Raw genomic sequence first — 26,217 nt, forward strand, 5'->3', positions numbered from 1 at the left:
CATTGATGCTGCGGCTTTTTGTTTTATTTTACTGAAAGCTGTAGCATGTCTTCCATGTCTTCTTTAGCTGTACCAATCAATTTCAGATTAAAGGTGTCTTGAAGGACCTGTAATACTCCTTCAGAAATAAATTCTGGCGGCTTTGGACCGATGCGGATATCCTGGATTCCTAAGCTAAACAGTCCAAGCAAAATGGCAACTGCTTTTTGTTCAAACCAAGATAAAACTATGCTGACAGGAAGTTCATTTACTTCGCAGCCAAATGCATCTGCCAGAGCTAGCGCAATTTTAACAGTCGAACCTGAATTATTGCATTGACCCAAATCAATATACCTTGGAATATCCGTTCCTGGCACAACACCATAGTCTACATCATTAAAGCGGAATTTCCCACATGAAGTCGTTAAGATAACCGTCTCTGGCGGCAATGATGTAGCCAGTTCACGATAATAATTCCCGCCAGGACCAGGTGCATCACAGCCGGCGATCACGAAGAAGCGTTTGATTTTACCAGCTTTGACAGCATCAATTACTTCAGGAGCTAAGCCTAGAACCGTTTCATGATGGAACCCTGTAAGTAACGTTTCTTCAGATTCAATTGCTGCTTCAGGAAGCTCTAATGCTCTTTCAATCAGTGGAGTAAAATCATCATTGGTAATTTTCTCAACATTTTCAAGTCCTGCTACTTCATATGTAAACATTCTATCAGCGTAAGATCCTTTGATCGGCATCACACAGTTGGTTGTTGCAAGAATGGCTCCAGGGAATGCTTCAAACAAACGCCGTTGGTCGTACCAAGCTTTTCCAATGTTCCCTTTTAAATGAGGATATTTCTTCAGCACTGGATAACCGTGTGCAGGAAGCATTTCAGAGTGGGTATAGATGTTGATACCTTTACCTTCTGTTTGCTTTAATAATTCTTCTAACGCAAATAAATTGTGTCCTGTAACAACAATACATTTACCTTCGATTTTGTTTTGGCTGACACGGATTGGCTCTGGGATACCTAAACGCTTGGTATGAGCTTCGTCAAGAATTTCCATGACCCGGACCGCTGATTGACCTACTTTCATTGCCATATCAATATGTTCCTGAACATTAAAATTGGAATTCGTTAATGTCATGTATAAAGCTTCATGTGTAGTTGCATCGACAAAAGGATCTGTAAACCCTAATTGATTAGCATGGGTTCGATAGGCCGCAATTCCTTTTAATGCAAAAATAATCGTGTCTTGTAAACTAGCAATGGTTTCATCTTTACCACATACACCAACTACATTACATCCGCCAGATGGGGTTTGTTCACATTGATAACAGAACATTTTAGTTCCTCACTTTCGATTTCATTTCTGCTTTACTATACTAATAGGACTAAACATTTAATGTGATTTACATCACATTTAGAGAAATTGTAATAAATCGTTCAAAAATTATCACAATACGATGGCGGCACCTACCCAATTTTTTAGCATATACTAGCGAGTGAAATATTGGAAAGTGAGGGGAACCTAATGTCATCTATGGTACCGAGTGATAAGAATGACTCTAAAAAGCCAAAATCAGAATCCTTTGGAGAAATAATGAGAATAATGAACGACTTTTTCAATGAAAGACCAATTAAAGGCTTTCTGCAGTCTATCGATGATTTTTTTAAAAATCCCTTTCCACCGGGGGCAAACTTCCACGTTGACACAATAGAGGCAGATAACGAATATATCATCTCTGCTGAACTGCCTGGAGTTAAAAGGGAGCAAATCCATTTAAATATTTCGGGTAATTATCTTACAATTTCCGTGGAAAATAGAGAACTTGAAACAGCTGAAGATGAGCAAAATCAGATCTACCGAAGAAAGTATTTACAACAAAAATCATCCAGAACCATTTCACTGCCTCATACAATTAATGAAAAGAAGGTAAAAGCTTCCTATCGAGATGGTGTATTAAAAATTCGAATTCCTCAGGAAAAGGGGAACATGATTGAAATCGAAGACTAAATTCCATTTCATCATCATATGAAAAGACGGCTCATAAATAAGCCGTCTTTTTTTATTACACTTTAAATATTCCACCAAAGCCCTTTACAAGTGATGAAACTTGACTAACGGCATTCATCATTTGGCCTGCTGTATTCACCATTTTATTGATATCCACCGACCCATCTTGGGACTTGAAGGAATTCATAAATGTTTGGACTCCGCCTGGCTGTTTAGGGATTGCACTTTGCTTAGGATAAGGGTTCATCACCGGATAACCATTCATTGGCATATATTGTGGTTTTTGAACGATTTCATCTTGAGGCTGCAATGGATTCTGGAATAAGAATTGCGAATCCTTTTGCGAAAATGGCTGGCCAGTGTATTGCGTATTTTGTGAAACATAGCCAGGTTGATAGTTTTGACCATATGACTGGTACAACGGCGGATAATAAGGAATTTGTTGATTTGGTTGTTGGTAAGCGGTCCAATCATAGTTTTGAGGTGTACCTTGGTAATGGACTGGTTGATTACTATTAAAAGGCTGCTGATTCCTGTACTGACCAACTGGACCTTGGTGCATCATTTGCCCCGGATATCCATTATTGAAGTAATTCGTCGGTCTTTTCTTTCCAAACATGGGCAAACATCTCCTCCGCAATTTATCTACTACACTTTATGTAGTGAATGAAGGAAAGGTGATTCCATTGGTAAGATACCCAATGTCAAAAAGACAAGAATTTTGTCTAAAGTTTAAATATTTTAAAAACTAGAAATCCTTTCTTTTCATGATACGATAGAAAAAAGGATGAAGGAGGAGAAAATAGAGATGGACATTCGCGAATTAAAAGGCAAATTTATTCAAAGCAGGGAATATACTACTGATGATGTTAATGCATTAATGGATTTTGCTAAGAAAGCGTATATTCATAACGATATTAATATTAAAGAATATCGTCTTCTTGTCCGTGAACTTGAAAAACAAGGCGCGGTAATTCCAGATATGGAAAATGAAAACTCCCTCATCGAACATTCTTAATAAACATTAAAGAGATGCAAATGCATCTCTTTTCTATTTTTCTACCTCTTTTAAAATTTCTAAGAGGAAATATTCTACCGTGCGATTCGTATTTAAAAATCTTGTTTTGCTAGTTTCCGGGAAAAAGGATTGGACGGATAACTGGTCAATGTGTTCAGATGTCGTTTCGATTTGCTTCAGATGAAGATGTTTATGATTCGTTTCTGAAAGCCATTTCTTCATGGCCCGATTCCATTGTTCAGTGATTTCCTTTACTTCATTAGCAAAAGGTTTAATCACTTCATGAAAGTCAGGCTTGACCCCCGTCTCCCTTCCCTCTTGATAGAACTTCATGAATAAGCCATTATAAGCTAAAAGCTTTTCTGTTAATTGGACGATTTCATCAGACATCTTTTTAAAACCCTTTCTCAAAAAAATAAAAAGCAGCATGAAACCATCATGCTACTTTAATCGTTACTGCTATTTTAACGGTAATTAAAAGCCCATTTCAAGCTGTAAGGCTCTGGACAGATGATTTGAATTGGAGCCGACGACTTCAAAATTAGAAATGGAGTTAACTAGATCGATACTCTTTTCTAGTCCCTTTAGTTTTTGCTTAGATACAATTAACTTAGCCTGCTCATCCTTGTTTAAATTTTTGCGCAGGTCTGAGAAGGATGCTTCAAGCACCACTTCCAAATCCTCTAACTGAACATATATTTCAGTCAGCATCGAAATCAACGTTTCCTTATCGGACAATGGCTTATTCATCTATTGACCCCTCCCAGCGTTTTCTATTAAGTATAATTCTCTTTCTTTTACTGGCTTCCTTCCACCATGACAAAACTAGAAGCTATTCGTCAAAGGTAGTGGTAAAATGGCATTTTTCCCTTATGTTTTCGACATCAATAAAGCCTGAATGAAAAAATAAAAATGCGCACAAGCTATGATTGGAGGTGTTTTTTAATGACAAAAAATAATAAACAAAACAAAAAGCAGCAAACAGTTCAATCTGATGTGGAAAAAAAGACAGGCTATGGTGATAAAAAGCTTGTCGGTGAAAACCGACCTGCCGAATAAAAACCTAACGAAAAGCAAGGGTAATATTTCCTTGCTTTTTTATTTCCACTTTTTTAGCTGTAAGGTTCTTTGCATTGCCAGCATTAATTGAAGCTGGTTTGATTTAGCAAAGTACCAATCAGTAAGGTGAATAGGCTGACGATGTTTTGCGGGTAAATACAGCCAGACAGGGGACACTCTGCGATGCTTACTCCAATCCTCATAAGCATGTTGGTTATGCTCTATTACGGGAAAACTTGCTCGTAAAATCGGTGTTTTCTGTCCTGTTTTTGTCTTAAAATATTGTTCATAATCATTTCTTGAGCCTGTATGCGGTGTTTTTTCAGCAAATTCATAAAAATAAGGAAAGAGTCGTGGATGAAAAAGGATGTTAGCAAGTCTTTTACCTAAGTTAATTCTTTTTGAGAGTGACTTGAAACCGTTTGCGCTGGCACCATATACTTCGCCTCCACAGGTCGGAAATAGCACACAACTGAAATGAAGCCAATCTTGAAAAGAAAAAATCTTTGATTGGAACACTTTTTTCTTATAAACAGGGTGATCAATGATGGGAGTTTGAATAACGTTTTGTTCATTTATAATTAAAGAAGTGGTTAGTCTATCCTTATCATTTTCTTTCCAATATCGAACCCATTCTTTTTGGATAAAAGTTGAAACATGAAAATGAGGAAGTAAATGAAACATTTGTCGATTTAATTTCGTCGAATATTGATAGACCAATAACTGTGGAAAGACATCATGGAAAATCAGCCAATTTGCCCGCTCATAGGTAAGAAAAAGCTGCTTTCTCGTCATGTCTGAGAGTAATTGTGGGAAGATTGACCCTTGGAGGTCACACATATTCCATCCGCCATTTCTAGACACCATATTTGCTAGGAAAGACCAAATGATATCTGGATTTTTTTTAAAAAAAGAAAAATAGGCTTCTGTCCTCGAGATGTTATCAACATTTTTTTTATTCGTTTCAGTTGCAATTTGACGAATTATTGTTCGTTCCTGTATTGTAAGATGATTCATATTCATATTCATCTTCCCTTAAGTTTTTTAATAGATTATTAATGCTATTAAAGAGTTTGCATTCAATTATGAAAAATGCATCATGTTAAAATTAGGCATTCCAAGTACAATTGTTCTTAGAGTGTGTATGCAAATGTATTTTATACACCCCTTTCTTACAAAGTTTTGATATGATAAGGAAGAGCTTGAGAGGTGTAAGGAATGAATTTTAACTATCCAAACGGAAAAAGGTACATACCAAGAGAACCTGATTCAGAAAATAAATTGAAAAAGAAAAAAAATGGTTCTTATAGTAATAGAGGGATGACACTTGAGGAAGATTTAAATGAAACAAATGAATATTACCGTGTGAGAAATATAGCGGTTATTCATAAGAAACCAACGCCCGTTCAAATCGTCCAGGTTGATTATCCAAACCGTAGTGCTGCAGTAATCAAAGAGGCGTATTTTAAACTGGCCTCCACCACGGATTATAACGGAGTCTATAAAGGAAAGTATATTGATTTTGAGGCAAAAGAAACACAGAACCCTACCTCATTTCCATTAAAGAATTTCCATCAACACCAGATACTGCATATGGAAGAAGTGTTGAATCAAGGAGGTATTTGTTTTGTCATCCTTCGTTTTACGAGATATGAGCAGGTTTTTTTACTTGAAGCAAAACACCTGTTAACATTTTGGGAAAGGATGACTAATGGAGGAAGAAAATCAATTACCAAGGAGGAAGTGGAACAACAAGGACATCAGATTCCACTTGGTTTTCAACCGCGAATTGACTATATTAAAATAATAGATAAGCTTCATTATTGAGTGCAGGATCGAAAGGAAGGAATATTACAATGTCAGATCAGTACCAATCAAGAGAGGAGCGCCGTAAGAAACTCCAATCCAAAGGTCAACCAAAATCCAAGAAGAAATCCGGTGGATTAGTTAAGAAAATTTTTCTTGCCTTAGTGGCCCTTGGTATAATTGGAATTCTTGCCGGAGTGGGTACTTTCGCCTACTTAGTAAAGGATGCTCCCGTGCTTGACCCGAAATTATTAAAAGATCCGATCCCATCGAAGATTTTAGATAAAGATGACAAGTTAATTACTGAAGTAGGTGCTGTTAATCGGGAATATGTAAATTATAAGGATATACCGCAGGTTGTTGAAAATGCGATTTTAGCTACAGAAGATTATCGTTTTTATAAGCATCATGGAATTGACCCGATTCGATTAGGAGGTGCTGTGCTAGCCAACATCCAACATGGATTTGGTTCAGAAGGTGCCAGTACCATCACACAACAGGTAGTAAAAAATTCATTTTTAACTCCTGAAAAAACGTTAAAGCGAAAAGTCGAAGAAGCATGGCTTTCCTATCAACTTGAACAGCAATATACAAAGCACCAGATTTTCGAAATGTATGCCAATAAGGTGTATGTTTCTGAAAATAGTCATGGGATTGCTACCGCTGCAAAAATTTATTATGGTAAAGAATTAAAAGATTTAACTTTATCAGAAGCGGCCCAAATTGCCGGGATGCCGCAAAGTCCAAATAATTATAATCCTTTCGATCATCCCGATTTAGCTGAAAAGAGACGAAACATTGTCTTAACGTTAATGGAGCAGCATGGTTTTATTTCGAAGCAAGAGATGGAAAAAGCGAAAAAGGTATCGGTTAAATCGACTGTTTTGAATGAAAAACAACGGATTGTAAATGAAAAACCTTTTGATTCATTTGTAGATGCTGTTATAGATGAAGTGAAAGAAACAACTGATTTTGATGTTTTTACTGATGGATTAACGATCCATACAACATTAGATCCAGATGCACAAACCTACGTAGAGGACATTCTCAATAAAACAGACATAATTGATTATCCGGATGATGAATTTCAAGCCGGGGTTGCTCTCCTTGATACACAAACAGGAGAAATCCGTGCAATCGGAGGCGGAAGAAACCAAAAAGTTAAACGTGGGTTTAATTATGCTATCGATACACAGCGTCAACCAGGATCAACGATTAAACCTGTTCTTGATTATGCCCCTGCAATTGAATATTTAAATTGGGGAACCTATGAAATGATTGAAGATAAACCCATCACCTATTCATCCGGGAAGAAATTTGGTAACTGGGACCAAAGCTACAAGGGAGCTATGACAATTAGAACAGCTTTGCAACTATCACGAAACTCACCAGCCGTTCAAGCTCTTCAGCAAGTTGGTCTAGATAAAGCAAAAGACTTTGCTGTGGATTTGGGTATTCCTTTGAAAGAAATTTATGAATCTTACGCTATTGGCGGGTTTAAAACGGGTGTTTCCCCGCTTGAAATGGCAGGTGCCTATAGTGCTTTTGGGAATAATGGTATTTACACAAAACCACATGCGGTTAGGAAAATAAAGCTGCGGGATGGTACCTTTATTAGCACTGCACCAGAACCGAAAGTAGTAATGAAGGACTCTACTGCTTTTATGATTACAGATATGATGACGAGTGTCCTCGAATATCCCGGTACAGGCACAAGGGCGAAAGTTCCCGGACTTCCAATGGCCGGAAAGACAGGAACAACAAATTATACAGATGAAGAAATTCAAAAATGGGGTATACCAAGCAGCAGATCGGTTCCTGATGCATGGTTCACCGGATATACCACCAAATACACCGCATCTATTTGGACCGGTTATAAAAACCGAAGTACCCCTATTAACGCGGTAGGAGATAATCAACGTTTAGCCCAATTATTATTTAAAAACATAATGGCATATGTATCGAAGGATATCGATACACCTGACTTTAAGATGCCAAACAGTGTTCAAAGAGTCCGGATTGAAAGGGGCTCGATGCCGCCGGTATTAGCTAGTCAATACACTCCGGGAAGTCAAATTGTTACCGAGTATGCTGTGAAAGGTCATGCACCGAATAGAGTTTCAAAAAGGTATGATAAGCTGAATACACCGAAAAGGCTGAAAGCCAACTATGATAAAGTAAATCAAAATATTACCTTAACATGGGATTACAAAACAAATGCTACTTTCTCAATTACGGTGGATAGCACTTCTGGTCAAAAGCAATTTACTCAATCTGAAACATCATTAACAATCCCTGCAGTACCTGGTTCTAAGTATACTTTCACTATTGTTGCAATCAGTGGCAGTCGGACAAGTGCCCCCACAACAACATCGATTGATATACCACTGCCAATCCAGGAAGAAAACCCTGGCACTACTCCCCCTGGAAATGAGACTACTCCTGGTAACGGGAATGGTAACAATGGAAACGGGGAAGGCAACAATGGAAACGGCAATGGCAAAGGCAATGGGAACAATGGAAATGGAAACGGCAATGGCGGTAATACTGGCAGCGATCAAGGTACTGGAGACGGTACTACAACTCCAGAGACTCCCATCGACAATCGGACAGGTGCAGGAGTAGTTCCAGAAACCCCCGGGCCATAGTAAGATAAGAGAAAGTGCGATATCTTTATAAAAAAGCGTCGAACCATTATGGTTTCGACGCTTTTTTTAATACAGTTCTTTTCATAAACAGCTTTTCTTGTTCAATCATTAACTCAGATAGTTGGCGATAGGAATGATAGAGATTAGGTCTAGAGATGACAAAACCTAACCTTTCTTCCACATTTACAGGTTTAAACTCATATTGGGTAAAAGTTAAAGGTTCATTCTGTCTTACCGGCAATTCATTGGACCAAGACAAAAACTGAATAAACAATGTAATACCCTTTTCCATTAACTCTTTTGCGTTTTTATATTTACGTTCACGGAATAATATTTCGAGTTGGTCTCTACTATTTTCCCATTCCTTAAGAAGGTTGGATATCTGGTCTGCCTGTTTATCCATTTGAGGTAACCTGACCTTTCATCCGCTTTTTGCCCTCTCTACATATCTCTAAGAGTGGGCAGCTTGGACATTGTGGATTTTGAGCTTTACAATGATAACGTCCAAAGAAAATCAAGCGATGATGTGTGACTGACCACTCGTCTTTTGGAATCTTCCTCATTAAGGTTTTTTCTACTTCAAGTACGGAATCCTTCCATCGACATATCCCTAAACGCTTACTTACTCTTTCAACATGTGTATCTACTGCTATTGCAGGTACATTAAAAGCAACAGACATAACGACATTTGCTGTTTTTCTGCCCACACCAGCCAGTTTGGTTAATTCATCGCGATCCATTGGAATTTCCCCATTATACTCTTCTAGGATCATCCGACAAAGACTTTGAATGTTTTTAGCTTTATTTCGGTAAAGGCCAATCGAACGGATATCGTTTTGTAATTCTTCAAGCGTCACCTCTAGATAATCCTCAGGTGTTTTGTATTTTTTAAATAACGTTTTGGTTACTTTATTTACGAGCACATCGGTACATTGTGCAGATAAGGCCACAGCAATGATTAGTTCAAATGGATTTGAATGATTTAATTCACAGTGGGCCTCTGGAAACATCATACCCATCTGATCAAGGCAATAACGGATTTGGGTATTATTTAACATAATTCTCACCTACTACGATTAAATGAATAAAACGAGAGATAACACTCTCGTTTATTAAAACTATTGTTCTAACCAATTGTAAAAGGGAACTGTCGGTTGGTGTGTCTCACCCTTCACATTCCCTTTAGGTGTTTGCTTTTGTCGGAATTTAAGTCCGTGTGTTTTCGCCTGCTCAATCGTTTTTATCCCGCTCTTCTTCCAATCAAATAGAATTCTATCTATATAACGGAAATTTAATTTCCCAGACATTACGGCTTCACGTAAAGCAGCTTTAATAATGATAGGATCGTGATGATCATCATCCATCCACATTGCCAGAGACTCACATTCAAATGGCGATAACGGACGACCAAATTCCTTCTCGAAACAAGTATATAGGTCAGTTTCATCCTCTTGTTTATCAGTTTCTTTGGTACTTTTATTATTTTTAAGGAAATGTTCTACAAGTCTTTCCCATAAAGGAATGACAGAATACTTTTCATAACGAATGCCTTCGTTCGTATATTCATCGGTGATTTCGATAAACCCTCTTTGAATCAACCTTCTAAGCATATCATTACATTCCGAAATCGAAATTGTCATTCGTGCCGATAACTCATCTGGAGTAGGGAATTCATGCCCCTTTTCTAAAAAGGTCAGTATATTTAATAAAAGAACAAGTTCATATTCATTTAAATTTAGATTGCGGTATTCAGAAAATAATATTGTTGGGATTGTAATATTCCCTTCTTGAATCCATGCTAATAGGTTTGTTTTCATCATTCGGACACCTCCTGTTTAGTATACCACGAACAAATAATCGGAGTAAGAGTTTTAGGCATCCATCTTTGGTAACTAAAAGCAAAAAGTCTGCAGTTATTGGCAGACTTTTTTTTTTGCTTTAATTATTGACTATGCTTGATTTGGATGTTACAAATTGGTGGATTCTCTCTACTGCTTTTTCCAATAATTCTAGAGAAGTTGCATAGGAAAGTCGAATATTGTCAGGTGTTCCAAAGCCTGAACCAGGAATAACAGCAACTTTGGCATCTACTAGTAAAGCTTCAACAAAAGCATCCACATTTTGATATCCTGTCAATTCAGCCGCTTTCTTTACATTTGGATAAAGGTAGAAGGCTCCTTGCGGTTTCACACATGTGATACCGGGAATCGCTACTAGTTTATCAAAAATAATCGATAATCTTTCTTCAAACGCCTGGCGCATATCTTCTACAGGCTGTTGTGAGCCATTGTAAGCAGCAATTGCTGCATACTGGGCAGTAGTAGTCGGATTAGAAGTACTATGGCTAGCGAGGTTTGTCATCGCCTCAATGATTACTTTATTTCCAGCCGCATACCCAATTCTCCAACCTGTCATCGAATGTGATTTAGAAACACCATTGATCACAATGGTTTGCTCTTTAAGTTCAGGAGAAAGTTGTGCAATCGAAATATGTTTATTTTCTCCATAAACAAGCTTTTCGTATATTTCATCTGAAACAATGAGGATATTCTCCTCAAGACAAACTTTTCCGATGGCAAAAAGTTCATCTGCCGTATATAACACACCTGTTGGATTACTTGGTGAATTAATGATGACGGCTTTCGTATTTTTTGTGATTGCCCTTTTTAATTGATCCGGGGTGACTTTGAATTGATTCTGCTCTAATCCTTCGATATAAACAGGTATACCACCTGCTAATTTGACTTGTTCTGGGTAGCTAACCCAATAAGGCGTAGGAATGATGACTTCATCACCATCATTTAATAGAACCTGAAATAATGTATAAAGGACGTGCTTAGCTCCATTTCCGACAATGATCTCATTTAGTTTATAGGTTAACTCTTGATCCGTTTCAAATTTCTTAATAATAGCTTTTTTTAATGCAGGTAAGCCCGCTGAAGGTGTATACTTCGTATGCCCCTCATTCATTGATTGTAACGCGGCATCTAAAATATGCTGCGGGGTATTAAAGTCAGGTTCACCAGCGCCTAAGCCGATCACATCTTCCCCTTGTTCCTTTAATTCCTTTGCTTTTGCAGTAATTGCTAATGTTGTCGAAGGTGTAAGTGCCTTCACACGGTTTGCTAGTTCCACTACCATACCAATTCCTCCAATTTCCATCACTTCTATAGGTTTTCAATTTTCTTTAGCCATTCACCTGTGTCAAAGTGAACATAGTAATAATTTATTAAATTATTGTCAGAACGATAATAAATTTCCCACAAGGGGATATTTTTTTCCATGCCAAGTCGTACTGAAATAATCTTTTTAGGACTTTTTTCTTGTAAAAGTTTTTGAATTGCTTCCTCTTTTGAAAGGCCATCCTTCGCTTTCTTTACGAAAACTTGCTTACTTTTTTCTGGAATCCAAACGATGATTTTTTCACCCTTCATACTTTTCCCCTCAATGACATTAACCGTTTCTATGCCATTATAAATATGAAAATCCTCAATTTCCTTCAAAGATATTTCCTTGTTGGCTAGTGCGACAGCTTTTTTCTCTGCAGCGTTAACAGGATCCACAGATTTGAAATATACATTAGTTAATAAACCAACAACCACTAATACAAATAAAACGCTAAATATAATCCACTTTTTCATTAAACAATCACTTCTTTATGTACGATAAATGGTAAAAATCGCTGTATTTTTATTTTCTTGATCCAGAGCAAGTCCGAACATAAGATCTTTTTGCTTCAGTGTCCGATTAAGGGAATCAACAATTTTATACAAATCCGGACTGTGCTGGATTTTTACAGTTGATAAAACTTCAATTTTACTTTCCATTCTTTTTCCTCCAATATCTACCTATTCCTCTATAATTTTTGATAAATCTTATCCATTATTATAACAGGTAGAAGTAAAAAGAGGGCCTGTGATTTTATTAATTTTTCTAATTTTTCCTTATTCCTCTTCTTCGATTGGGATTGTTATGACTTCATAGTTTGAATCTGTGAATTTAATCGTTACGGTACCATGTTTTTTTGTTGAATAGATTTCAGACCAAGTTTCATGGAGGTCAATGAGTATATCTGGGTCAGGCTGCTCTGCTTCAGGTGGAAAGAGAATCGAAATTTGCGGATTTAAATACTGGATTAGCTTCTCTGATAAAGAGTCCTCCGCCGCATAATTAGGAATCTTAAATACATTTATGTTTTCCAAATTCTTCTTCAAAAGAGTTTCCTCTGCACGCTGCGTGAAGGAAGTCATCAGGAAAATTCGGTGATTAAAAAAATCCAATGTAAAATCCATACCTTCATTGGGTTCATTTCCTATAAATTGAACCACTGCAGTCACTTCAGGAAGAATCTTTTCTTTTGTGCCCTGCTCCCAGGAGATAACTGTGGGTTTATTGGTTAAGTTTAGTTTTTTAGATATTTGGGCAGATAACCCCCGAGTTGTAATAATTTCTTTAATGCTAAACTTTGTTATTAACCTATTGATTTGCTTATCAGAAAGCTCCTGCTCGTTTTTAGTTAGAATTAGCTTTGATATTTCCTTTACATCATAAAGGTTTAGCCAGCCTTCTAATTCTGCATCTGTTTCCTTACCCCCGGCATTTACCAAGATATTCTCACCACTTGGACCTTGAATAAGGGTGGCTTCGCCTTTAGTAAGTCCTAAAAATGTAACAGCTAATTCATGATCCCTAATATTTAAGTCAATGTTTTCTATATTTGAAGTTGTTCTTGCTGCCTCTACCAACATAGAGGATAGGATGAATATGGACAATAATAATAGTAAGGTTCTCATGACACACCTCCAATAATATATAGGATGTGCAATTTACCAAATATTATCCTGTATAATAATCAGCCGCTCCCATTAATTGATGACCATGAATCATAACCAGGAGTCAATAATCTCAACTAAATCATCCATTCTACCTTTTTTTATAGGAACATTAGGAATGGATTTCAAAAAGGCCTTGCCATACTTGGTCGTTACAATCCTTTTGTCAAAGACAACAATAATCCCGCGGTCATTTTCTGTTCGAATGAGGCGTCCAAATCCTTGTTTAAATCTAAGTACCGCTTCTGGGAGTGAGTATTCTGAAAAGGCATTCCCCCCGCGTTTTTCGATTAATTGACACTTTGCCTCTGTCAACGGTTCATCTGGCGGACTAAATGGAAGCCTAACAATAACTAGGCAAGATAAATCCTCACCAGGGATATCTACCCCTTCCCAGAAGCTACTTGTCCCTAGCAATAAAGCCTTCTCATACCTTTGGAAATTCCGGGTTAGTCTTGTTCGACTCCCACTGGTTATCCCTTGAGCAATCATGGCATAGTCATGCAAAAAACCACTTTCTTTAATTAGTTCATAGGTTTTCTTTAACATGTCATGGGCAGTAAAGAGGAGAAGCATTCTTCCTTTGGTTGCCTCCGCTATGGTGATGATATGTTCAGTTATAGAAATAACATAATCCTCTAACGAAACTGTGTTTATTTCCGGAATGTCTTCAGGGATTAACAGTTGGACCTGCTGATTATATTGAAATGGCGAAGGAATGGTCAGTTGTATCGTTGAAACAGGATCAAGTCCAATTTCCTTCATAATATAGTCAAATGATTTATTCACGGTTAAAGTAGCAGACGTAAGGACTACCGCTTTTTTGAGTTCAAAAAATTGCTCCCTTAATTGGTCGGCCACAGACGCTGGCTGAGCTATAAAGGTAGTTACATTCTGCGGTGAACGAATATCTATTTCAATCCATTTTACATCACTCGTATGCTTAATAAAGGAATAAATAACTGTGTTTCTTAATTCCGTCAGTTCATTTAAAAAAGATTGAATCTCTTCCATTTTATTTTCTTGGGAACGGGTTAACGTATCACTTTCTCTTTTAATCCAGTCGAGTCGTTCAATAATGACTGAATGAAAATCTTTTAGTAAAAAGGCGAACCTTTCAGCACTATGGACTAGTGCCTTTTTTTCTTTTGCCTCATCTTGAAGAGAAAAGCGAACTTTGGCACGGTTGATTCCTTTTTTATTAGTAAGCTTAGCTTTCGCAAATAGAGCAATCAATTGAAAAAATTCATCTGTTTCAAAAGCAAGGTCAACATTTAGTTGATTTAACTTAGTGACTGGTGTTACCATCTCCGTTTTCTTAGGTATTGAAGCGATAAGGCGCTCCAAGTCATAAAAGAGCAGTTTTTGTTCATAAACACCAAATTGATTTAATAAGAGCCTGGTAGCCAAATAATCTAATGTATGGCCAAAAAACTGACTTGCCACTTTTTCAAATTGATGCCCCTCGTCAATAATCGTAAAAGAATAATCGGGCAAAATTGTCCCTTCGCCTTTAATATCACTTAAAAGCAAAGAATGATTGGTAATAATTATATCGGCGGATTGTGCTTTTCTTTTGGCATTCAAATAAAAATCTTTTTCCTGCCATGCTTGATTCTGCAAAAATAAAGCAGGTTCGTTCTTAATCTTATTCCAGAATAATTGACCGCCACTGGATAGGTTCAACTCATCCCGATCACCTGTCTCAGTTTCAATCAGCCAAACAAGAATTTGCATTTTGGTTAACCCTGTATCGTAATTATCATTATCATCTGACAGCGTTCGACTGAACTTTTCTAAACTAATATAATGGTTCCTTCCCTTTAAGAGAACAGTGTTCAGCTTAAAAGGAAGAATTTTAGCCAATATCGGGATTTCATTTTTTAGAATTTGTTCTTGTAACTGGATGGTATGCGTACTTACGACAATAGGAAGTCCCTTTTGTCTTGAAAAATAGGCAATCGGTAGCAGGTATCCAAGTGATTTTCCGACACCTGTTCCTGCTTCAATCAATGTATGCTTTTCCGTTTGAAAGGATTGATACACCGTATCCATCATCGTATATTGGCCTGACCTCATTTCAAAGGCTTCAAATGCATGGTTAACCAACCTGGTTTTTTCAACTTCACTTGCCGGAAATTGATATTCTTTACCCGAATTAGTTGTTGCTGTCTGTTCAGCTGGCCTTTTTATGGCAATTCCTTTAAAAATCTCGATGGACTCCGATAATTGTTCAAGTTTTTTCTCTTTGTTTACCAATAAGTCATCAATGAATTGTTGCAGGTCACTTTTAAGACCACCTGATAGATGAGAAAGCTGCTTTAGCGTTACTATTGGTAATGAGGTCAAACGATCTAAAAGAATCAAAAAAAGTTCAGCGGTCACCTGTGCATCACTATCCGCTTGGTGCGGGCGATCATGATTTAGATTTTCCTTCTCTGCTAAATCGGATAATTTATACCCATCAGCTGTCGGATAAAGTATTCTAGCCATTTCAACCGTATCAAGGACAGGGCCAAAGAACCCTTCCTGACCCGATTGGATTAATTCATCTTGAAGAAATGACAAGTCAAATAAAACATTATGTGCAACAAAATAAGCTCCATCCAGCAAAGTCATGACTTTTTCTGCTATTTCCGAAAATAGCGGCGCATCTTTCACCATGTCATCATTTAAACCGGTCAATTCTTCAATAAATATAGGAATGGATTTATTTGGATTGATTAATGACGAAAATTTTTCTGTGATTTTTCCATCTTCAATGACTACAGCAGCAAATTGGATGATTTTATCACCCTTTTTTGGAAGGTTTCCCGTTGTCTCCAAATCAATTACGACGAATTTATTTATCATTTCATTAACACCCCAAACCTTCGTTCATTAAAACGGTATCACATTATCTTTAAAAGAAAAAGTATATACGATAAGAGCTTCCGACTCTACTAATAAGTTTACGCTTATTTTTATGTATATTATATAGAACTTCCGTTAAAAAAGAAAAATCCCCGGAAATGGGGATTACATAATTGTGAGTGCCGGTTCTTTATTGATCAGTTCTTTTATACGATTGTCTTCATCCATTATCGCTACTTTAGGTGTATGTGTTGCTGCCTTTTCTTCAGCAACTAGCGCATAAGAAATGATAATGACGATATCACCTTTTTGAACCAATCGGGCAGCTGCACCATTTAAACAAATAACACCACTGCCTCTTTCGCCAGGAATAATGTAAGTCTCTAGCCGCGCACCATTATTATTGTTAACAATTTGCACTTTTTCATTTGCAATCATTCCAACTGCATCTAATAAGTCTTCATCAATAGTGATACTGCCTACATAGTTTAGATTAGCCTCAGTAACTGTTGCACGATGGATTTTTCCATTCATCATGTTGCGAAACATTTTATTCCTCCTCCGACCTCTTTTTTTATCTACCTATATTCGTAATATAATTATCTATTAATCGTACCTTCGTAAATTTTACAGCTAGTGCAATAATAATTGTACCCTCTAATGTTTCCAATGGCTTTAATTGTGGATAGGAGTAAATTTGAACATAATCAATTGTACCCGTTGATTCATTGGTAATCATCTTACTAATCATACCAATTAAATTGGCAGGATTTCGTTCACCTTGCTTAATTGCTGCCTCTGCTGCTTGAAGGCTGCGATACAATACAGGTGCTTCTTGTCTTTCCATAGGCAGAAGATTAACATTCCGAGAACTCTTAGCAAGTCCGTCGTTTTCACGAACGATATCTACTGGAATAAGTTCTACAGGAATATTAAAATCTGATACTAACCCTTCAAGTACCGCCACCTGTTGGGCATCTTTTTTTCCGAAATAAGCTCTTGTTGGTTTGATGATATTAAAGAGCTTGGTAATGACTGTTGCTACACCATCAAAATGGCCAGGGCGGGATTTCCCGCATAAAACATCTGTTCGATCCTGGACGGTAACTTTGACTGAAGATTCGTTTGGATACATTTCTCCAACCGATGGATGAAAAAGAAAATCGACCCTTTCACTTTCAGCTAAGGCACGATCACGTTCAAAATCACGTGGATATTCCGCATAATCCTCTTTTGGCCCAAACTGTAATGGGTTCACGAAAATACTTAGGACAACGATATCATTATCTTTTCTTGCTTTATTTAATAATGTTAGATGTCCTTCATGCAGAAATCCCATCGTTGGTACAAAACCAATCGATTTTTCTTGTAACTTCAGGTTATTCATTATCGTCTGCATTTCCTTAATGGTTGTGATAACCTTCATTTCGTACCTCCATAAAGCCCTTTCAGCTCCTGTTCCTTCATTGTGAATGAATGTTTATCTTCAGGAAACCGTTCATTTTTAACGTCAGCTGCATAGGCTTGAATTGATTCAATCATAAATGGGTTGACAGCATGGTATTGTTTAACGAACTTTGGTACTCGATTAACGCCATAGCCTAGAATATCATGATAGACGAGAACTTGCCCATCGACCGCAACCCCTGCCCCAATCCCGATAACTGGAATGGAAATGGTTTGTGCTACTTCCTCTGCTAGTTGTTTTGGGACACATTCCAGAACGATTGCAAATGCACCGGCTTCTTCACATTTCTTAGCATCTTCGATCAATTTCCTTGCAGCCTGGACATCTTTCCCTTGTACTTTATACCCACCCAAAACACCCACTGATTGAGGGGTTAATCCCAAATGGGAACAAACAGGAATTCCGGCTCTAGTAAGCGCGGTAATTTTTTCAATAACATCATCTGCCCCTTCTAGTTTAACCGCATGTGCTCCTGTTTCTTGAATGAGTCTTGCAGCGTTTAATAAGGTATCTCGAATGGACAAATGATAAGTTAGAAACGGCATATCTACGAGAATAAATGTATCTTTTGCTCCGCGTTTTACAGCTTTTGTATGATGGATCATGTCATCAAGCGTTACGGGTATCGTTGAATCATAGCCTAGGACTACCATCCCAAGTGAGTCTCCCACCAATATAACGTCAACTCCCCCCTCTTCAGCCTGTTTAGCTGACGGGTAATCATACGCGGTTAACATGACGATTTTTTCATTATTCTCCTTCATTTTCAAGAAATCTGTTGTTTGCTTCATCAACTTTCCCTCCTTTAATATGGGAGAGGGGATAAAAAGATATCGAAGAGCAAATAAAAAAGATCCTTCTGAAGGCAGAGGATCCCGGTTACTCTTTAACATGCTTCATCCCTCTGTCCCGGTCCGCATTACGGATCTAGGCAGAAACCTTTTTAATTGTAGTTTCATAAAGGTGCAGTTCTCAGTGGATACTGCCCATTGGAATGAATTATAACAAATTTCACGAAAAGTTCAAGCTTTTAAATTTCAATATCCGCAGAATAGATATGGTGAATTGTTCCAGTCCTATCCTCTAACTGCAGCACTCCATCATTGGTTATTCCTAGTGCTTTTCCTTCAATCGTATTGTTCAGTGTTCTAGCTTTTATGTATTTGCCGATACTGCCGGCGTATCCCTCCCATAATATTTTTATCGGAAGAAAACCTTGGTCTAGATACAGCGTATATAATTTTTCAAACTCTTTGAAAATAGTCCTAATCAACTCTGCTCTAGAAAGAGTTTCTCCTTCCTCTATAAAAAGGGAAGTGGCTATCTCTTGAAGTTCAAGCGGGAAATCTTCTTTCTTCTGATTCACATTTATACCAATTCCGATAATAATTGAATGAATTCGGTCCGCTTCGGCTTGTAATTCCGTTAATATTCCCGTTACTTTCTTTCCGTTAATAAGAATATCATTGGGCCATTTTATTTCCGGGATAAGATCTGTCATTTCTTCAATCGCCTGCACAATTGCAACTGCTGCGAGCAAGGTCAATTGTGGGGCATTGCTTAGGGGTATGTTCGGACGTAAAATCATACTCATCCAAATACCGGTATATTTAGGTGAATGCCATTTACGGGCCATTCTACCCCTGCCTGACATTTGCTCTTCGGCAATGATGACTGTGCCTTCAGGGGCATTTTCTGAAGCATAGTGATGGGCAATCTTTTGGGTAGACTCCACACTTTCTACATAATGAATATTTCTCCCTATAAAGTTAGTTGTTAAGCCAAGCCTTACCTCATCAGCTGTAACTTTTTCAGGAGTTTTTAGAATCCGGTAACCCTTGTTTCTAACTGCTTCTAATTCAAAGCCTTCCTTTCTCAATTCCTCTATATGCTTCCAGACTGCCGTCCTTGAGCAGCCAATGATTTCTGCTAGATGCTGACCTGACAAAAAGGCGTCCCCCGCAGTTGTAAAGGCATCAAGTAATTCTTTTCTTATTTCTGATTGCACTTAATTAGCCACTCCTTGATTTTTTCTATGTCGTTCTCTAGTTTTCCGGCTAAGATATTTTCTTCAATGGTTAAAAGCGTCTCCTTAAGCCATGGTCCACCACTTTTATTGAACCAGGTCATAACATCATTTCCAGTCACATTCATTTCGGAACGTTCTTTTATCGGCAGGTTTTCATACAACTTTAGCCAATATTCAATTGATTCTGCTTCGTTGTTTCCATTAATAACTTGGTAAAGCTTTTCTGTTGAAAGAATATGATCACGACCAGCACTGTATAGGTCATATATGGACCAATCTTGTTCAAGCCTCTTGGAAAGAAAATGGACAACTAGCTGAATTTCTCGGATGTCCTTCAGTGCAAGCCGCCATTCTTTTAGAAATAACTCAATCTCTTTTTGCTGTAAATTTAGACAATAAATTAATAGTGACCACATTTCATTTTTATTAAGATTCGTACTATTAAAGCGAATTAATTTCTCTAATTGCTGCCTCTGCTCCTTCAAGTCGGGTAAAAAAGAATGAATGTTTGCATCAAGAAGAAGCTTTAACGCATTATTCTTATTTTTTCCAATTAGAAGTTTCTCAAACTCCGCTCTTTTTCTCTCCACTGCAATGTTATCAAGCAAATGAGCAAGCCTTGTTAGTGCTTGAATTGTTTCGTCTTCGATTTGAAATGAGAGTTGACTTACAAACCTAACTGCTCTCATCATTCTTAAGGCATCTTCTTGGAATCGGTCATTCGGACTTCCCACGGTTTGAATGATTCTTTCTTTAATCGCGTTAAATCCATTAAATGGGTCAATTAATTTTCTGTTTCTGTCCATTGCGATGGCATTCATCGTAAAATCTCTGCGTTGTAGGTCTTCTTTTAAGTTGCGGATAAAGGAAACCTCTTTAGGTCTTCGATAATCTTGATATTCTGATTCAGTTCTAAACGTGGTAATTTCATACTCTCCATTGTTAACAAGGACCAGAACAGTACCATGTTCAATTCCAATATCGACTGTTTTTGGAAAAATCCGTTTCACCTCATTAGGTGTGGCACTTGTTGCAATATCAACGTCATTAATCTCTCTATTTAACAGAAAATCTCTAACAGAGCCGCCAACAAAGTAGGCTTCAAAACCTGCATCCTCCAGCTCTTTTAATACCGGACTTGCAGCTACAAATGGGTCTATCATTTACTTCACCTTAATTCAGTAAATTAAAATATATTTGTTCATATTGTTCCACGATTTGGTCAGCATTAAATTTTGTTTTTGCTGTCACTATCGAATGATTGGAAAATTGTTGATGAATATTCTTATTATTTAAAACAGCAAGGGCTTTACTGGAAATATCCTCGATATTTCCAACTTCACAAATAAATCCATTCACTCCGTGATTAATAACCTCTGGCAGACCGCCAACATTCGTACCGACACATGGAACTCCACATGCCATCGCCTCTAACGCAACAAGACCAAAGCTTTCTTTTTCCGATAATAGAAGCATTAAATCACTGATAGAGTACAATTCCTCTAGACTCTCTTGTTTCCCAAGGAAAATGACCTGACTATCTAACCCCAACTTTCTTACAAGTTTACAGACGATAGTCATTTCTGGACCATCACCAACCAACAGTAATTTAGCCGGCATGACAGATGCAATCTTTGCAAAGGATTTAACTACATCTTGGACCCGTTTTACCGGACGGAAATTAGAAACGTGAATTATTACTTTTTCATCTTCTCTGATTTCAAATTCTGCCTTTAAAGCCTGTGCATCACTTTTTTGATAAATGCGGTCATCAATAAAGTTATAAACTGTTTCGATTTGTTTATCAGGATTGATCAATTCATAAGTCTGGTCCACTAGTGCTTTGGATACACCTGTAACAGCATCTGATTTTTCAATCCCAAATTTAATTGCATCTGTCAAAGATGGATCATACCCTAAAACGGTTATGTCTGTACCATGTAAGGTCGTGACGATTTTTATATCCCGATTGCACATTTGCTTTGCTAATATTGCACATACCGCGTGAGGAATCGCATAATGGACATGAAGCAAATCTAACTTTTCACGATTCGCTACTTCCGCCATTTTACTTGCTAAAGCAATATCGTAAGGTGGATACTGAAATACTGAATATTGATTTACTTCAACCTGATGATAATAGATATTATGATACATTTTATTTAATCGAAAAGGGATACTTGAAGAGATGAAATGTATTTCATGTCCCTTTTCAGCCAGCATTTTCCCTAATTCCGTCGCAACCACACCTGAACCACCAACTGTCGGATAGCAAGTAATTCCAATTTTAAGTTTCCTCATGTTTATTCTCCTATCAAATCACGATCCAAAAGGATTGGAACTTTCGTTTTGAACCCTTCAGCAAATGTAACACCAACTTGCTTGCCAAACATTCTTTCCCTTGATTCAACGGTTTCAATATACCCATTTACAAGCGGGGTGCTAATGCTGACTTCCGTTTGCTCAAATTGACTCTTGTACGCCCTTAATGCTTGGAGTTTTTTATCCATATATTCAGTGGTATCAATGATAAAATCTGGTTTATGAAAGCCATTAATCATATAAAAATAAACTCTTTCAACCCGGTGGGCAGGATCATTTCCTTCTGTGACATATTTTCTTATCGCAGAAGAAAATACTGCCTCCTCCACTAAAACAGCACAATTCCCATGGTCCGGGTGGCGGTCTTCAAAATAAGGCGCAAACACAATCCGAGGCTTGTATGTTCTAATAACCTTAACAATCTCTCTTATGTATTGGTCTTTAAGATATAATCCCCTATCAGGTAAAGACAGTGATGTTCTCATCGATACCTTAAGTATTGCTGCAGCATGTGAGGCCTCCTCTTTTCTTAAGGTAGTATTTCCATTGGAAGAAAGTTCGGCATCTGTTAGGTCACAGATACCGACTAGCTTCCCTTCTGATGTCAACCTTGCAATCGTTCCCCCCATGCCAATCTCGACATCGTCTGGATGGGCACCGAATGCAAGGGCATGAAGGCGCTGATTATTCATTCATTCCACCATTCTCTTTAACGATATTTCTCCACTCAATAAGTCCAAGCTCTAAGCCTCTAATTAATAATTCTGCCGTTCCCATATTTGTGGCAAGTGGAATGGAATACACATCACATAATCTAACCAATGCTGTTACATCAGGTTCATGCGGCTGTGAGGTTAATGGGTCACGGAAGAAGAAAACAGCGTCCATTTGATTTTGGGCAACCAATGCACCGATTTGCTGGTCACCGCCAAGTGGTCCAGATTGAAAACGAGTAATACTGAGACCAGTTGCTTCACTAATTCTCTGTCCGGTTGTTCCTGTTGCGAATAATGTATGCTTTGCAAAGATATTTTGATATGCAGTCGCAAACTGAACCAAATCATTCTTCTTTTGATCATGAGCTATTAGAGCGATATTCATATAATTACTCCCTATTCTAAAATATTTTCAAGTCCATAAACAAACGTATTTTGTGTCATCACAGACTCTACTGCCACTTTTACACCCGACATAAAAGAGCCACGATGATATGAATCATGCCTGATTGTTAGTGTTTGACCATCAGAACCAAATAACACTTGTTGATGTGCGACTAGTCCGGGTAAGCGAACCGAGTGAATATGCATGCCGTTGAAAGTTGCCCCTCGCGCCCCTTGGATAGTTTCTTTTTCATTTGGGTGGCCTTGGCTTTTTTCCTCTCGAACAGCTGAAATCATTTCAGCTGTTTTTACAGCTGTCCCAGAAGGAGCATCTAGTTTCTGGTCGTGATGCAATTCAATAATTTCAATATCATTAAAATATTTCGCAGCCATTTGTGAAAATTTCATCATTAACACCGCACCAATAGCAAAATTAGGTGCAATAATACATCCTAGTTGTTTTTCCTGACAAATCCGTTCTAATTCTTCTAAATCAGTTGTTGTAAAACCAGTGGTTCCAACCACAGGACGCACATTGTAGGCAAGTGCAGTCTTTGCATGGTGCATGCCTACTTCTGGTGTAGTAAGGTCAATTAGTACATCCGCATGAACATTTTGCAGACATGTTTCGATATTTGAATAAACAGGTACATTATGTATTGAATGAAAGCCTTCCAAATCGCTAAGCATCATTCCATCATATTTATGATCGACTACAGCTGAAAGTTCAAAATGATCCTGATTGGTTACCAATTTTACTGCTTCACTACCCATTCGGCCACGGGGACCAGCGATGATAATTTTAATTTGTTCCACAATCCTCACTCCATTTTTTCATCATTAATTCTTGTCCAACGATTTTTATCCCTAGTCTTAAATTTTTCCATTACATAATCATGTGCATCTTCTAAGCTGATATTTAAAGAGTTTGCAAAACAAATTAAAACAAATAAGAGATCACCAAGTTCTTCCTCAATGGCCTTTTCAGTTTCACTTGTTTTTTTGGGTTTCTCGCCATAATAATGGTTTATTTCTCGAGCAAATTCCCCTAGTTCCTCTGTAAGTCTTGCTAGCATTGACAGCGGACTGAAATACCCCTCTTTAAATTGACTAATGTACAAATCCACTTCATGTTGAAGGTCTTTCATCGTCTTTTCTTTGGACATGGATTTCACCTCATTAATCAGACTGATAATTATATTCATATCTTTATCCAATGTTTATGTTAGCTAAATTAACGATGATTTACAAATATTTTCACTAATAACCTGCTCTTTTTAACTACTGATTGCTCTAGCATTTTTAATTCGATATAATAAAAACCGCCATATAAGAGAATTTATGGCAGAGGGGGATTATTAATGTTATATGGTCTTAAGGTTAAAAACATATTATTTATCCTATTAGGAGCGGCAATTATGTCGTTTGGCCTAGTCAATTTTAATATGCAAAACAAACTGGCAGAAGGCGGTTTCACAGGTATCGCACTCCTATTTTATTTCTTGTTCAAATGGGATCCATCCTATACGAATTTAATTTTAAATATTCCTCTTTTTTTTATTGGATGGAAATTGTTAGGACGCAATACATTTTTATATACAATAATAGGAACAGTCGGTGTATCCATTTTTTTATGGATATTTCAACGCTATTCAATTGATATGCCACTTCAAAGTGATTTAACATTGGCCGCATTATTTGCCGGAGTTCTTACAGGGATTGGTTTGGGAGTGATTTTCCGCTTTGGAGGAACAACTGGAGGAGTCGATATTATCGCCAGACTTGTTCAAAAATATGCAGGCTGGAATATGGGGAAAACAATGTTCATGTTTGATGCGTGTGTAATTGCCATATCTTTGGTTACATACTTAAATTATAAACAGGCCATGTATACACTAGTTGCTGTGTTTATTGGTGCGAGAGTCATTGACTTCATTTTAGAGGGTGCTTATTCAGCACGTGGAGCGATGATCATTTCGGAAAAGAACGAACAAATTGCCGCTAAGATCATGGAAGAAATGGACCGAGGAGTAACGGCCCTAAGAGGATATGGCTCATACACTAAAAGTGAGCGTGATGTCTTATATTGTGTTGTCGCCAAAAATGAAATAGTCCGTTTAAAAAATGTCATAACTTCAGTAGACCCCCATGCGTTTGTTTCCATCACGATTGTCCATGACGTCCATGGAGAAGGTTTCACATTGGATGAAAATAAAATGCCGTTAATAGACTAAAGAAGCAATGTCCGCCTTGGACATTGCTTTTTTAGTCAATCTTTTAAGTCTCTCGATCGGTCTTTTTCCATGTTCTTATCACCTTGATATTTTCTCCAGCCAACGTAGGACAAGGTCATAATGATTATACTTCCCGTCGAGATAATAACCCACCAAATGTTTGGATCCGCCTCATCCTCCTCCATATTAGAGAATAGATTAGTTAAATCCGAATCAAGTTTATCCAATTCCTGTTGACTTTTTGAATCATTTACCACTTGGGAACGATATTCATTAATAAAATCAATCCGTGCGTCTAGTTTTTGAACATTTTCTACAGACACATCAATTTTCATACTAGGATAGATTACGTTATATAAGGACAAAAAGGAATTAAAGTTTGAATGAAAATGACCGGTATCACCCTTAATGGCAGCATCTTTAGCTTGATGAAATGCCGTCATAATTTGATCTTCCATTTCAACCCACAATGGTCGATGACTTGTTGCAATAGCATCAATGACAAGGCGAAATTTGACTAATTTATTTATTCGTTCCTCATATTTCATGTTGGAACTAACTGCTGCTTCCACTGCTTCATCATGGGAGGTGTTAATTATTCTTACCTCATCCATTGTTAATGGCTGTTCATGACCGGTTATGCTCGTGAACTGGTCAGAAAAGTAATCCAACAGTCTTTTTGCATCATCATATCTATGAAACTTTACCATTTGGAGAGCTTCATCTGAAATATCATCAAGCTTCTCCATTGGCGATTGTTGTTCAGCATTTACAGTTATGGGAGTAAGCATCATGATAATTGCAAAGAAAAATATCCATTTGTTTTTCAATCCTTGTCCCCCCTTTCATTACTA

At 37.5% G+C, this 26,217-nt stretch carries 29 protein-coding genes; 5 read left to right on the forward strand and 24 right to left on the reverse strand.

The genetic code is table 11. From position 1 onward, the window contains the following. Positions 1 to 23 precede the first annotated feature (23 nt). On the reverse strand, positions 24 to 1,322 hold the full coding sequence (gene hcp, locus BDR01S_RS20315) for a hydroxylamine reductase (protein WP_066257079.1): 1,299 nt from the start codon (positions 1,320 to 1,322) through the stop codon (positions 24 to 26). A gap of 189 nt (positions 1,323 to 1,511) precedes the next feature. Between hcp and BDR01S_RS20320 the strand changes: the two genes are divergently transcribed. After that, positions 1,512 to 1,994 (forward strand): Hsp20/alpha crystallin family protein, encoded by a 483-nt coding sequence (locus BDR01S_RS20320; RefSeq protein WP_066257083.1) that lies wholly within the window; start codon positions 1,512 to 1,514, stop codon positions 1,992 to 1,994. A 55-nt stretch (positions 1,995 to 2,049) separates the two neighbouring features. On the opposite strand, the gene BDR01S_RS20325 is transcribed toward BDR01S_RS20320, so the two are convergent. Continuing rightward, positions 2,050 to 2,613, reverse strand: coding sequence for a YppG family protein (locus BDR01S_RS20325; RefSeq protein WP_066257085.1), 564 nt, complete (start codon positions 2,611 to 2,613; stop codon positions 2,050 to 2,052). Positions 2,614 to 2,802: 189 nt separating this feature from the next. On the opposite strand from BDR01S_RS20325, the gene yppF reads away from it, so the two are divergent. Then, a complete protein-coding gene (yppF, locus tag BDR01S_RS20330; protein WP_066257088.1) occupies positions 2,803 to 3,012 on the forward strand; it encodes a YppF family protein in 210 nt (69 codons plus the stop codon). 33 nt (positions 3,013 to 3,045) lie between these two features. On the opposite strand, the gene BDR01S_RS20335 is transcribed toward yppF, so the two are convergent. The 3 genes from BDR01S_RS20335 to BDR01S_RS20345 all read right to left on the reverse strand — a co-directional run bounded on the left by BDR01S_RS20335 (position 3,046) and on the right by BDR01S_RS20345 (position 5,094). Beyond that, positions 3,046 to 3,402, reverse strand: coding sequence for a DUF1798 family protein (locus BDR01S_RS20335; RefSeq protein ID WP_066257091.1), 357 nt, complete (start codon positions 3,400 to 3,402; stop codon positions 3,046 to 3,048). An 84-nt stretch (positions 3,403 to 3,486) separates the two neighbouring features. After that, complete coding sequence (locus BDR01S_RS20340) at positions 3,487 to 3,762, reverse strand: hypothetical protein (RefSeq protein ID WP_066257093.1); 276 nt, start codon at positions 3,760 to 3,762, stop codon at positions 3,487 to 3,489. A gap of 348 nt (positions 3,763 to 4,110) precedes the next feature. Continuing rightward, the gene (locus tag BDR01S_RS20345; RefSeq protein WP_335582591.1) at positions 4,111 to 5,094 is read right to left on the reverse strand and encodes a DUF2515 family protein; all 984 of its coding nucleotides are present in this window, start codon (positions 5,092 to 5,094) and stop codon (positions 4,111 to 4,113) included. 195 nt (positions 5,095 to 5,289) lie between these two features. On the opposite strand from BDR01S_RS20345, the gene recU reads away from it, so the two are divergent. Together recU and BDR01S_RS20355 are read left to right on the forward strand one after the other, a co-directional pair. After that, positions 5,290 to 5,898: a Holliday junction resolvase RecU gene (gene recU, locus BDR01S_RS20350; RefSeq protein WP_066257099.1), complete on the forward strand. Its 609-nt coding sequence runs from the start codon at positions 5,290 to 5,292 to the stop codon at positions 5,896 to 5,898. Positions 5,899 to 5,927: 29 nt separating this feature from the next. Then, the gene (locus tag BDR01S_RS20355; protein ID WP_066257101.1) at positions 5,928 to 8,525 is read left to right on the forward strand and encodes a transglycosylase domain-containing protein; all 2,598 of its coding nucleotides are present in this window, start codon (positions 5,928 to 5,930) and stop codon (positions 8,523 to 8,525) included. Positions 8,526 to 8,571: 46 nt separating this feature from the next. Here the strand turns inward: BDR01S_RS20355 and BDR01S_RS20360 are convergent, their stop codons facing one another. The 18 genes from BDR01S_RS20360 to BDR01S_RS20440 all read right to left on the reverse strand — a co-directional run bounded on the left by BDR01S_RS20360 (position 8,572) and on the right by BDR01S_RS20440 (position 24,295). After that, on the reverse strand, positions 8,572 to 8,928 hold the full coding sequence (locus BDR01S_RS20360) for a YpoC family protein (protein ID WP_066257103.1): 357 nt from the start codon (positions 8,926 to 8,928) through the stop codon (positions 8,572 to 8,574). Continuing rightward, complete coding sequence (gene nth, locus BDR01S_RS20365; protein WP_066257105.1) at positions 8,921 to 9,583, reverse strand: endonuclease III; 663 nt, start codon at positions 9,581 to 9,583, stop codon at positions 8,921 to 8,923. Before nth ends, BDR01S_RS20360 begins: the two co-directional genes overlap by 8 nt. A gap of 60 nt (positions 9,584 to 9,643) precedes the next feature. Further along, on the reverse strand, positions 9,644 to 10,345 hold the full coding sequence (locus BDR01S_RS20370) for a DnaD domain-containing protein (protein ID WP_066257107.1): 702 nt from the start codon (positions 10,343 to 10,345) through the stop codon (positions 9,644 to 9,646). A gap of 118 nt (positions 10,346 to 10,463) precedes the next feature. Beyond that, the gene (locus BDR01S_RS20375) at positions 10,464 to 11,660 is read right to left on the reverse strand and encodes a pyridoxal phosphate-dependent aminotransferase (protein ID WP_157406223.1); all 1,197 of its coding nucleotides are present in this window, start codon (positions 11,658 to 11,660) and stop codon (positions 10,464 to 10,466) included. Between the two features lie 32 nt (positions 11,661 to 11,692). Further along, the gene (locus BDR01S_RS20380; RefSeq protein WP_066257112.1) at positions 11,693 to 12,166 is read right to left on the reverse strand and encodes a cell wall elongation regulator TseB-like domain-containing protein; all 474 of its coding nucleotides are present in this window, start codon (positions 12,164 to 12,166) and stop codon (positions 11,693 to 11,695) included. Positions 12,167 to 12,181: 15 nt separating this feature from the next. Next, positions 12,182 to 12,352 carry a YpmA family protein gene (locus tag BDR01S_RS25025; RefSeq protein ID WP_066257118.1) on the reverse strand — a complete coding sequence of 57 codons (171 nt, stop codon included), beginning with the start codon at positions 12,350 to 12,352 and terminating at the stop codon, positions 12,182 to 12,184. Positions 12,353 to 12,469: 117 nt separating this feature from the next. Further along, positions 12,470 to 13,318, reverse strand: coding sequence for a ComEC/Rec2 family competence protein (locus BDR01S_RS20385; protein ID WP_066257121.1), 849 nt, complete (start codon positions 13,316 to 13,318; stop codon positions 12,470 to 12,472). Positions 13,319 to 13,408: 90 nt separating this feature from the next. Beyond that, positions 13,409 to 16,210: an ATP-dependent DNA helicase DinG gene (gene dinG, locus BDR01S_RS20390; protein WP_066257127.1), complete on the reverse strand. Its 2,802-nt coding sequence runs from the start codon at positions 16,208 to 16,210 to the stop codon at positions 13,409 to 13,411. Between the two features lie 165 nt (positions 16,211 to 16,375). Continuing rightward, complete coding sequence (gene panD / locus BDR01S_RS20395) at positions 16,376 to 16,759, reverse strand: aspartate 1-decarboxylase (protein ID WP_066257130.1); 384 nt, start codon at positions 16,757 to 16,759, stop codon at positions 16,376 to 16,378. Between the two features lie 25 nt (positions 16,760 to 16,784). Continuing rightward, on the reverse strand, positions 16,785 to 17,636 hold the full coding sequence (gene panC / locus BDR01S_RS20400; protein ID WP_066257133.1) for a pantoate--beta-alanine ligase: 852 nt from the start codon (positions 17,634 to 17,636) through the stop codon (positions 16,785 to 16,787). Beyond that, positions 17,633 to 18,469 carry a 3-methyl-2-oxobutanoate hydroxymethyltransferase gene (panB, locus tag BDR01S_RS20405; RefSeq protein WP_066257138.1) on the reverse strand — a complete coding sequence of 279 codons (837 nt, stop codon included), beginning with the start codon at positions 18,467 to 18,469 and terminating at the stop codon, positions 17,633 to 17,635. The genes panC and panB overlap by 4 nt, the downstream gene beginning before the upstream one ends. A 239-nt stretch (positions 18,470 to 18,708) precedes the next feature. Further along, complete coding sequence (locus BDR01S_RS20410) at positions 18,709 to 19,686, reverse strand: biotin--[acetyl-CoA-carboxylase] ligase (protein WP_066257141.1); 978 nt, start codon at positions 19,684 to 19,686, stop codon at positions 18,709 to 18,711. Next, complete coding sequence (locus BDR01S_RS20415; protein WP_066257143.1) at positions 19,671 to 20,870, reverse strand: CCA tRNA nucleotidyltransferase; 1,200 nt, start codon at positions 20,868 to 20,870, stop codon at positions 19,671 to 19,673. The genes BDR01S_RS20410 and BDR01S_RS20415 overlap by 16 nt, the downstream gene beginning before the upstream one ends. 10 nt (positions 20,871 to 20,880) lie before the next feature. Further along, positions 20,881 to 22,008, reverse strand: a complete 1,128-nt coding sequence (gene bshA / locus BDR01S_RS20420; RefSeq protein WP_066257148.1) for an N-acetyl-alpha-D-glucosaminyl L-malate synthase BshA — start codon at positions 22,006 to 22,008, stop codon at positions 20,881 to 20,883. A 2-nt stretch (positions 22,009 to 22,010) separates the two neighbouring features. Next, entirely contained in the window at positions 22,011 to 22,721 is a 711-nt protein-coding gene (gene bshB1 / locus BDR01S_RS20425; protein ID WP_066257150.1) for a bacillithiol biosynthesis deacetylase BshB1, read from the reverse strand. Further along, complete coding sequence (mgsA, locus tag BDR01S_RS20430) at positions 22,714 to 23,130, reverse strand: methylglyoxal synthase (protein WP_066257152.1); 417 nt, start codon at positions 23,128 to 23,130, stop codon at positions 22,714 to 22,716. The genes bshB1 and mgsA overlap by 8 nt, the downstream gene beginning before the upstream one ends. Before the next feature lie 11 nt (positions 23,131 to 23,141). Next, positions 23,142 to 23,945, reverse strand: coding sequence for a 4-hydroxy-tetrahydrodipicolinate reductase (dapB, locus tag BDR01S_RS20435; RefSeq protein ID WP_066257154.1), 804 nt, complete (start codon positions 23,943 to 23,945; stop codon positions 23,142 to 23,144). A gap of 5 nt (positions 23,946 to 23,950) precedes the next feature. Then, a complete protein-coding gene (locus BDR01S_RS20440; RefSeq protein WP_066257155.1) occupies positions 23,951 to 24,295 on the reverse strand; it encodes a nucleotide pyrophosphohydrolase in 345 nt (114 codons plus the stop codon). Between the two features lie 195 nt (positions 24,296 to 24,490). Here BDR01S_RS20440 and BDR01S_RS20445 point away from each other — a divergent pair, with 195 nt between their 5' ends. Then, entirely contained in the window at positions 24,491 to 25,363 is an 873-nt protein-coding gene (locus BDR01S_RS20445; RefSeq protein WP_066257158.1) for a YitT family protein, read from the forward strand. Between the two features lie 35 nt (positions 25,364 to 25,398). On the opposite strand, the gene ypjB is transcribed toward BDR01S_RS20445, so the two are convergent. Continuing rightward, on the reverse strand, positions 25,399 to 26,193 hold the full coding sequence (ypjB, locus tag BDR01S_RS20450; RefSeq protein ID WP_066257161.1) for a sporulation protein YpjB: 795 nt from the start codon (positions 26,191 to 26,193) through the stop codon (positions 25,399 to 25,401). Positions 26,194 to 26,217: the final 24 nt, after the last annotated feature.

This window comes from Neobacillus drentensis NBRC 102427 (assembly GCF_001591445.1).
Taxonomy (GTDB): Bacteria; Bacillota; Bacilli; order Bacillales; family Cytobacillaceae; genus Neobacillus; species Neobacillus drentensis.

Bases quoted from the DNA above. Each gene is read 5' to 3' on its own strand.
- hcp (WP_066257079.1), bottom strand. From the start codon at position 1,322: ATGTTCTGTTATCAATGTGAACAAACCCCATCTGGCGGATGTAATGTA.
- BDR01S_RS20320 (WP_066257083.1), top strand. From the start codon at position 1,512: ATGTCATCTATGGTACCGAGTGATAAGAATGACTCTAAAAAGCCAAAA.
- BDR01S_RS20325 (WP_066257085.1), bottom strand. From the start codon at position 2,613: ATGTTTGGAAAGAAAAGACCGACGAATTACTTCAATAATGGATATCCG.
- yppF (WP_066257088.1), top strand. From the start codon at position 2,803: ATGGACATTCGCGAATTAAAAGGCAAATTTATTCAAAGCAGGGAATAT.
- BDR01S_RS20335 (WP_066257091.1), bottom strand. From the start codon at position 3,402: ATGTCTGATGAAATCGTCCAATTAACAGAAAAGCTTTTAGCTTATAAT.
- BDR01S_RS20340 (WP_066257093.1), bottom strand. From the start codon at position 3,762: ATGAATAAGCCATTGTCCGATAAGGAAACGTTGATTTCGATGCTGACT.
- BDR01S_RS20345 (WP_335582591.1), bottom strand. From the start codon at position 5,094: ATGAATATGAATCATCTTACAATACAGGAACGAACAATAATTCGTCAA.
- recU (WP_066257099.1), top strand. From the start codon at position 5,290: ATGAATTTTAACTATCCAAACGGAAAAAGGTACATACCAAGAGAACCT.
- BDR01S_RS20355 (WP_066257101.1), top strand. From the start codon at position 5,928: ATGTCAGATCAGTACCAATCAAGAGAGGAGCGCCGTAAGAAACTCCAA.
- BDR01S_RS20360 (WP_066257103.1), bottom strand. From the start codon at position 8,928: ATGGATAAACAGGCAGACCAGATATCCAACCTTCTTAAGGAATGGGAA.
- nth (WP_066257105.1), bottom strand. From the start codon at position 9,583: ATGTTAAATAATACCCAAATCCGTTATTGCCTTGATCAGATGGGTATG.
- BDR01S_RS20370 (WP_066257107.1), bottom strand. From the start codon at position 10,345: ATGATGAAAACAAACCTATTAGCATGGATTCAAGAAGGGAATATTACA.
- BDR01S_RS20380 (WP_066257112.1), bottom strand. From the start codon at position 12,166: ATGAAAAAGTGGATTATATTTAGCGTTTTATTTGTATTAGTGGTTGTT.
- BDR01S_RS25025 (WP_066257118.1), bottom strand. From the start codon at position 12,352: ATGGAAAGTAAAATTGAAGTTTTATCAACTGTAAAAATCCAGCACAGT.
- BDR01S_RS20385 (WP_066257121.1), bottom strand. From the start codon at position 13,318: ATGAGAACCTTACTATTATTATTGTCCATATTCATCCTATCCTCTATG.
- dinG (WP_066257127.1), bottom strand. From the start codon at position 16,210: ATGATAAATAAATTCGTCGTAATTGATTTGGAGACAACGGGAAACCTT.
- panD (WP_066257130.1), bottom strand. From the start codon at position 16,759: ATGTTTCGCAACATGATGAATGGAAAAATCCATCGTGCAACAGTTACT.
- panC (WP_066257133.1), bottom strand. From the start codon at position 17,636: ATGAAGGTTATCACAACCATTAAGGAAATGCAGACGATAATGAATAAC.
- panB (WP_066257138.1), bottom strand. From the start codon at position 18,469: ATGAAGCAAACAACAGATTTCTTGAAAATGAAGGAGAATAATGAAAAA.
- BDR01S_RS20415 (WP_066257143.1), bottom strand. From the start codon at position 20,870: ATGATAGACCCATTTGTAGCTGCAAGTCCGGTATTAAAAGAGCTGGAG.
- bshA (WP_066257148.1), bottom strand. From the start codon at position 22,008: ATGAGGAAACTTAAAATTGGAATTACTTGCTATCCGACAGTTGGTGGT.
- bshB1 (WP_066257150.1), bottom strand. From the start codon at position 22,721: ATGAATAATCAGCGCCTTCATGCCCTTGCATTCGGTGCCCATCCAGAC.
- mgsA (WP_066257152.1), bottom strand. From the start codon at position 23,130: ATGAATATCGCTCTAATAGCTCATGATCAAAAGAAGAATGATTTGGTT.
- BDR01S_RS20440 (WP_066257155.1), bottom strand. From the start codon at position 24,295: ATGTCCAAAGAAAAGACGATGAAAGACCTTCAACATGAAGTGGATTTG.
- BDR01S_RS20445 (WP_066257158.1), top strand. From the start codon at position 24,491: ATGTTATATGGTCTTAAGGTTAAAAACATATTATTTATCCTATTAGGA.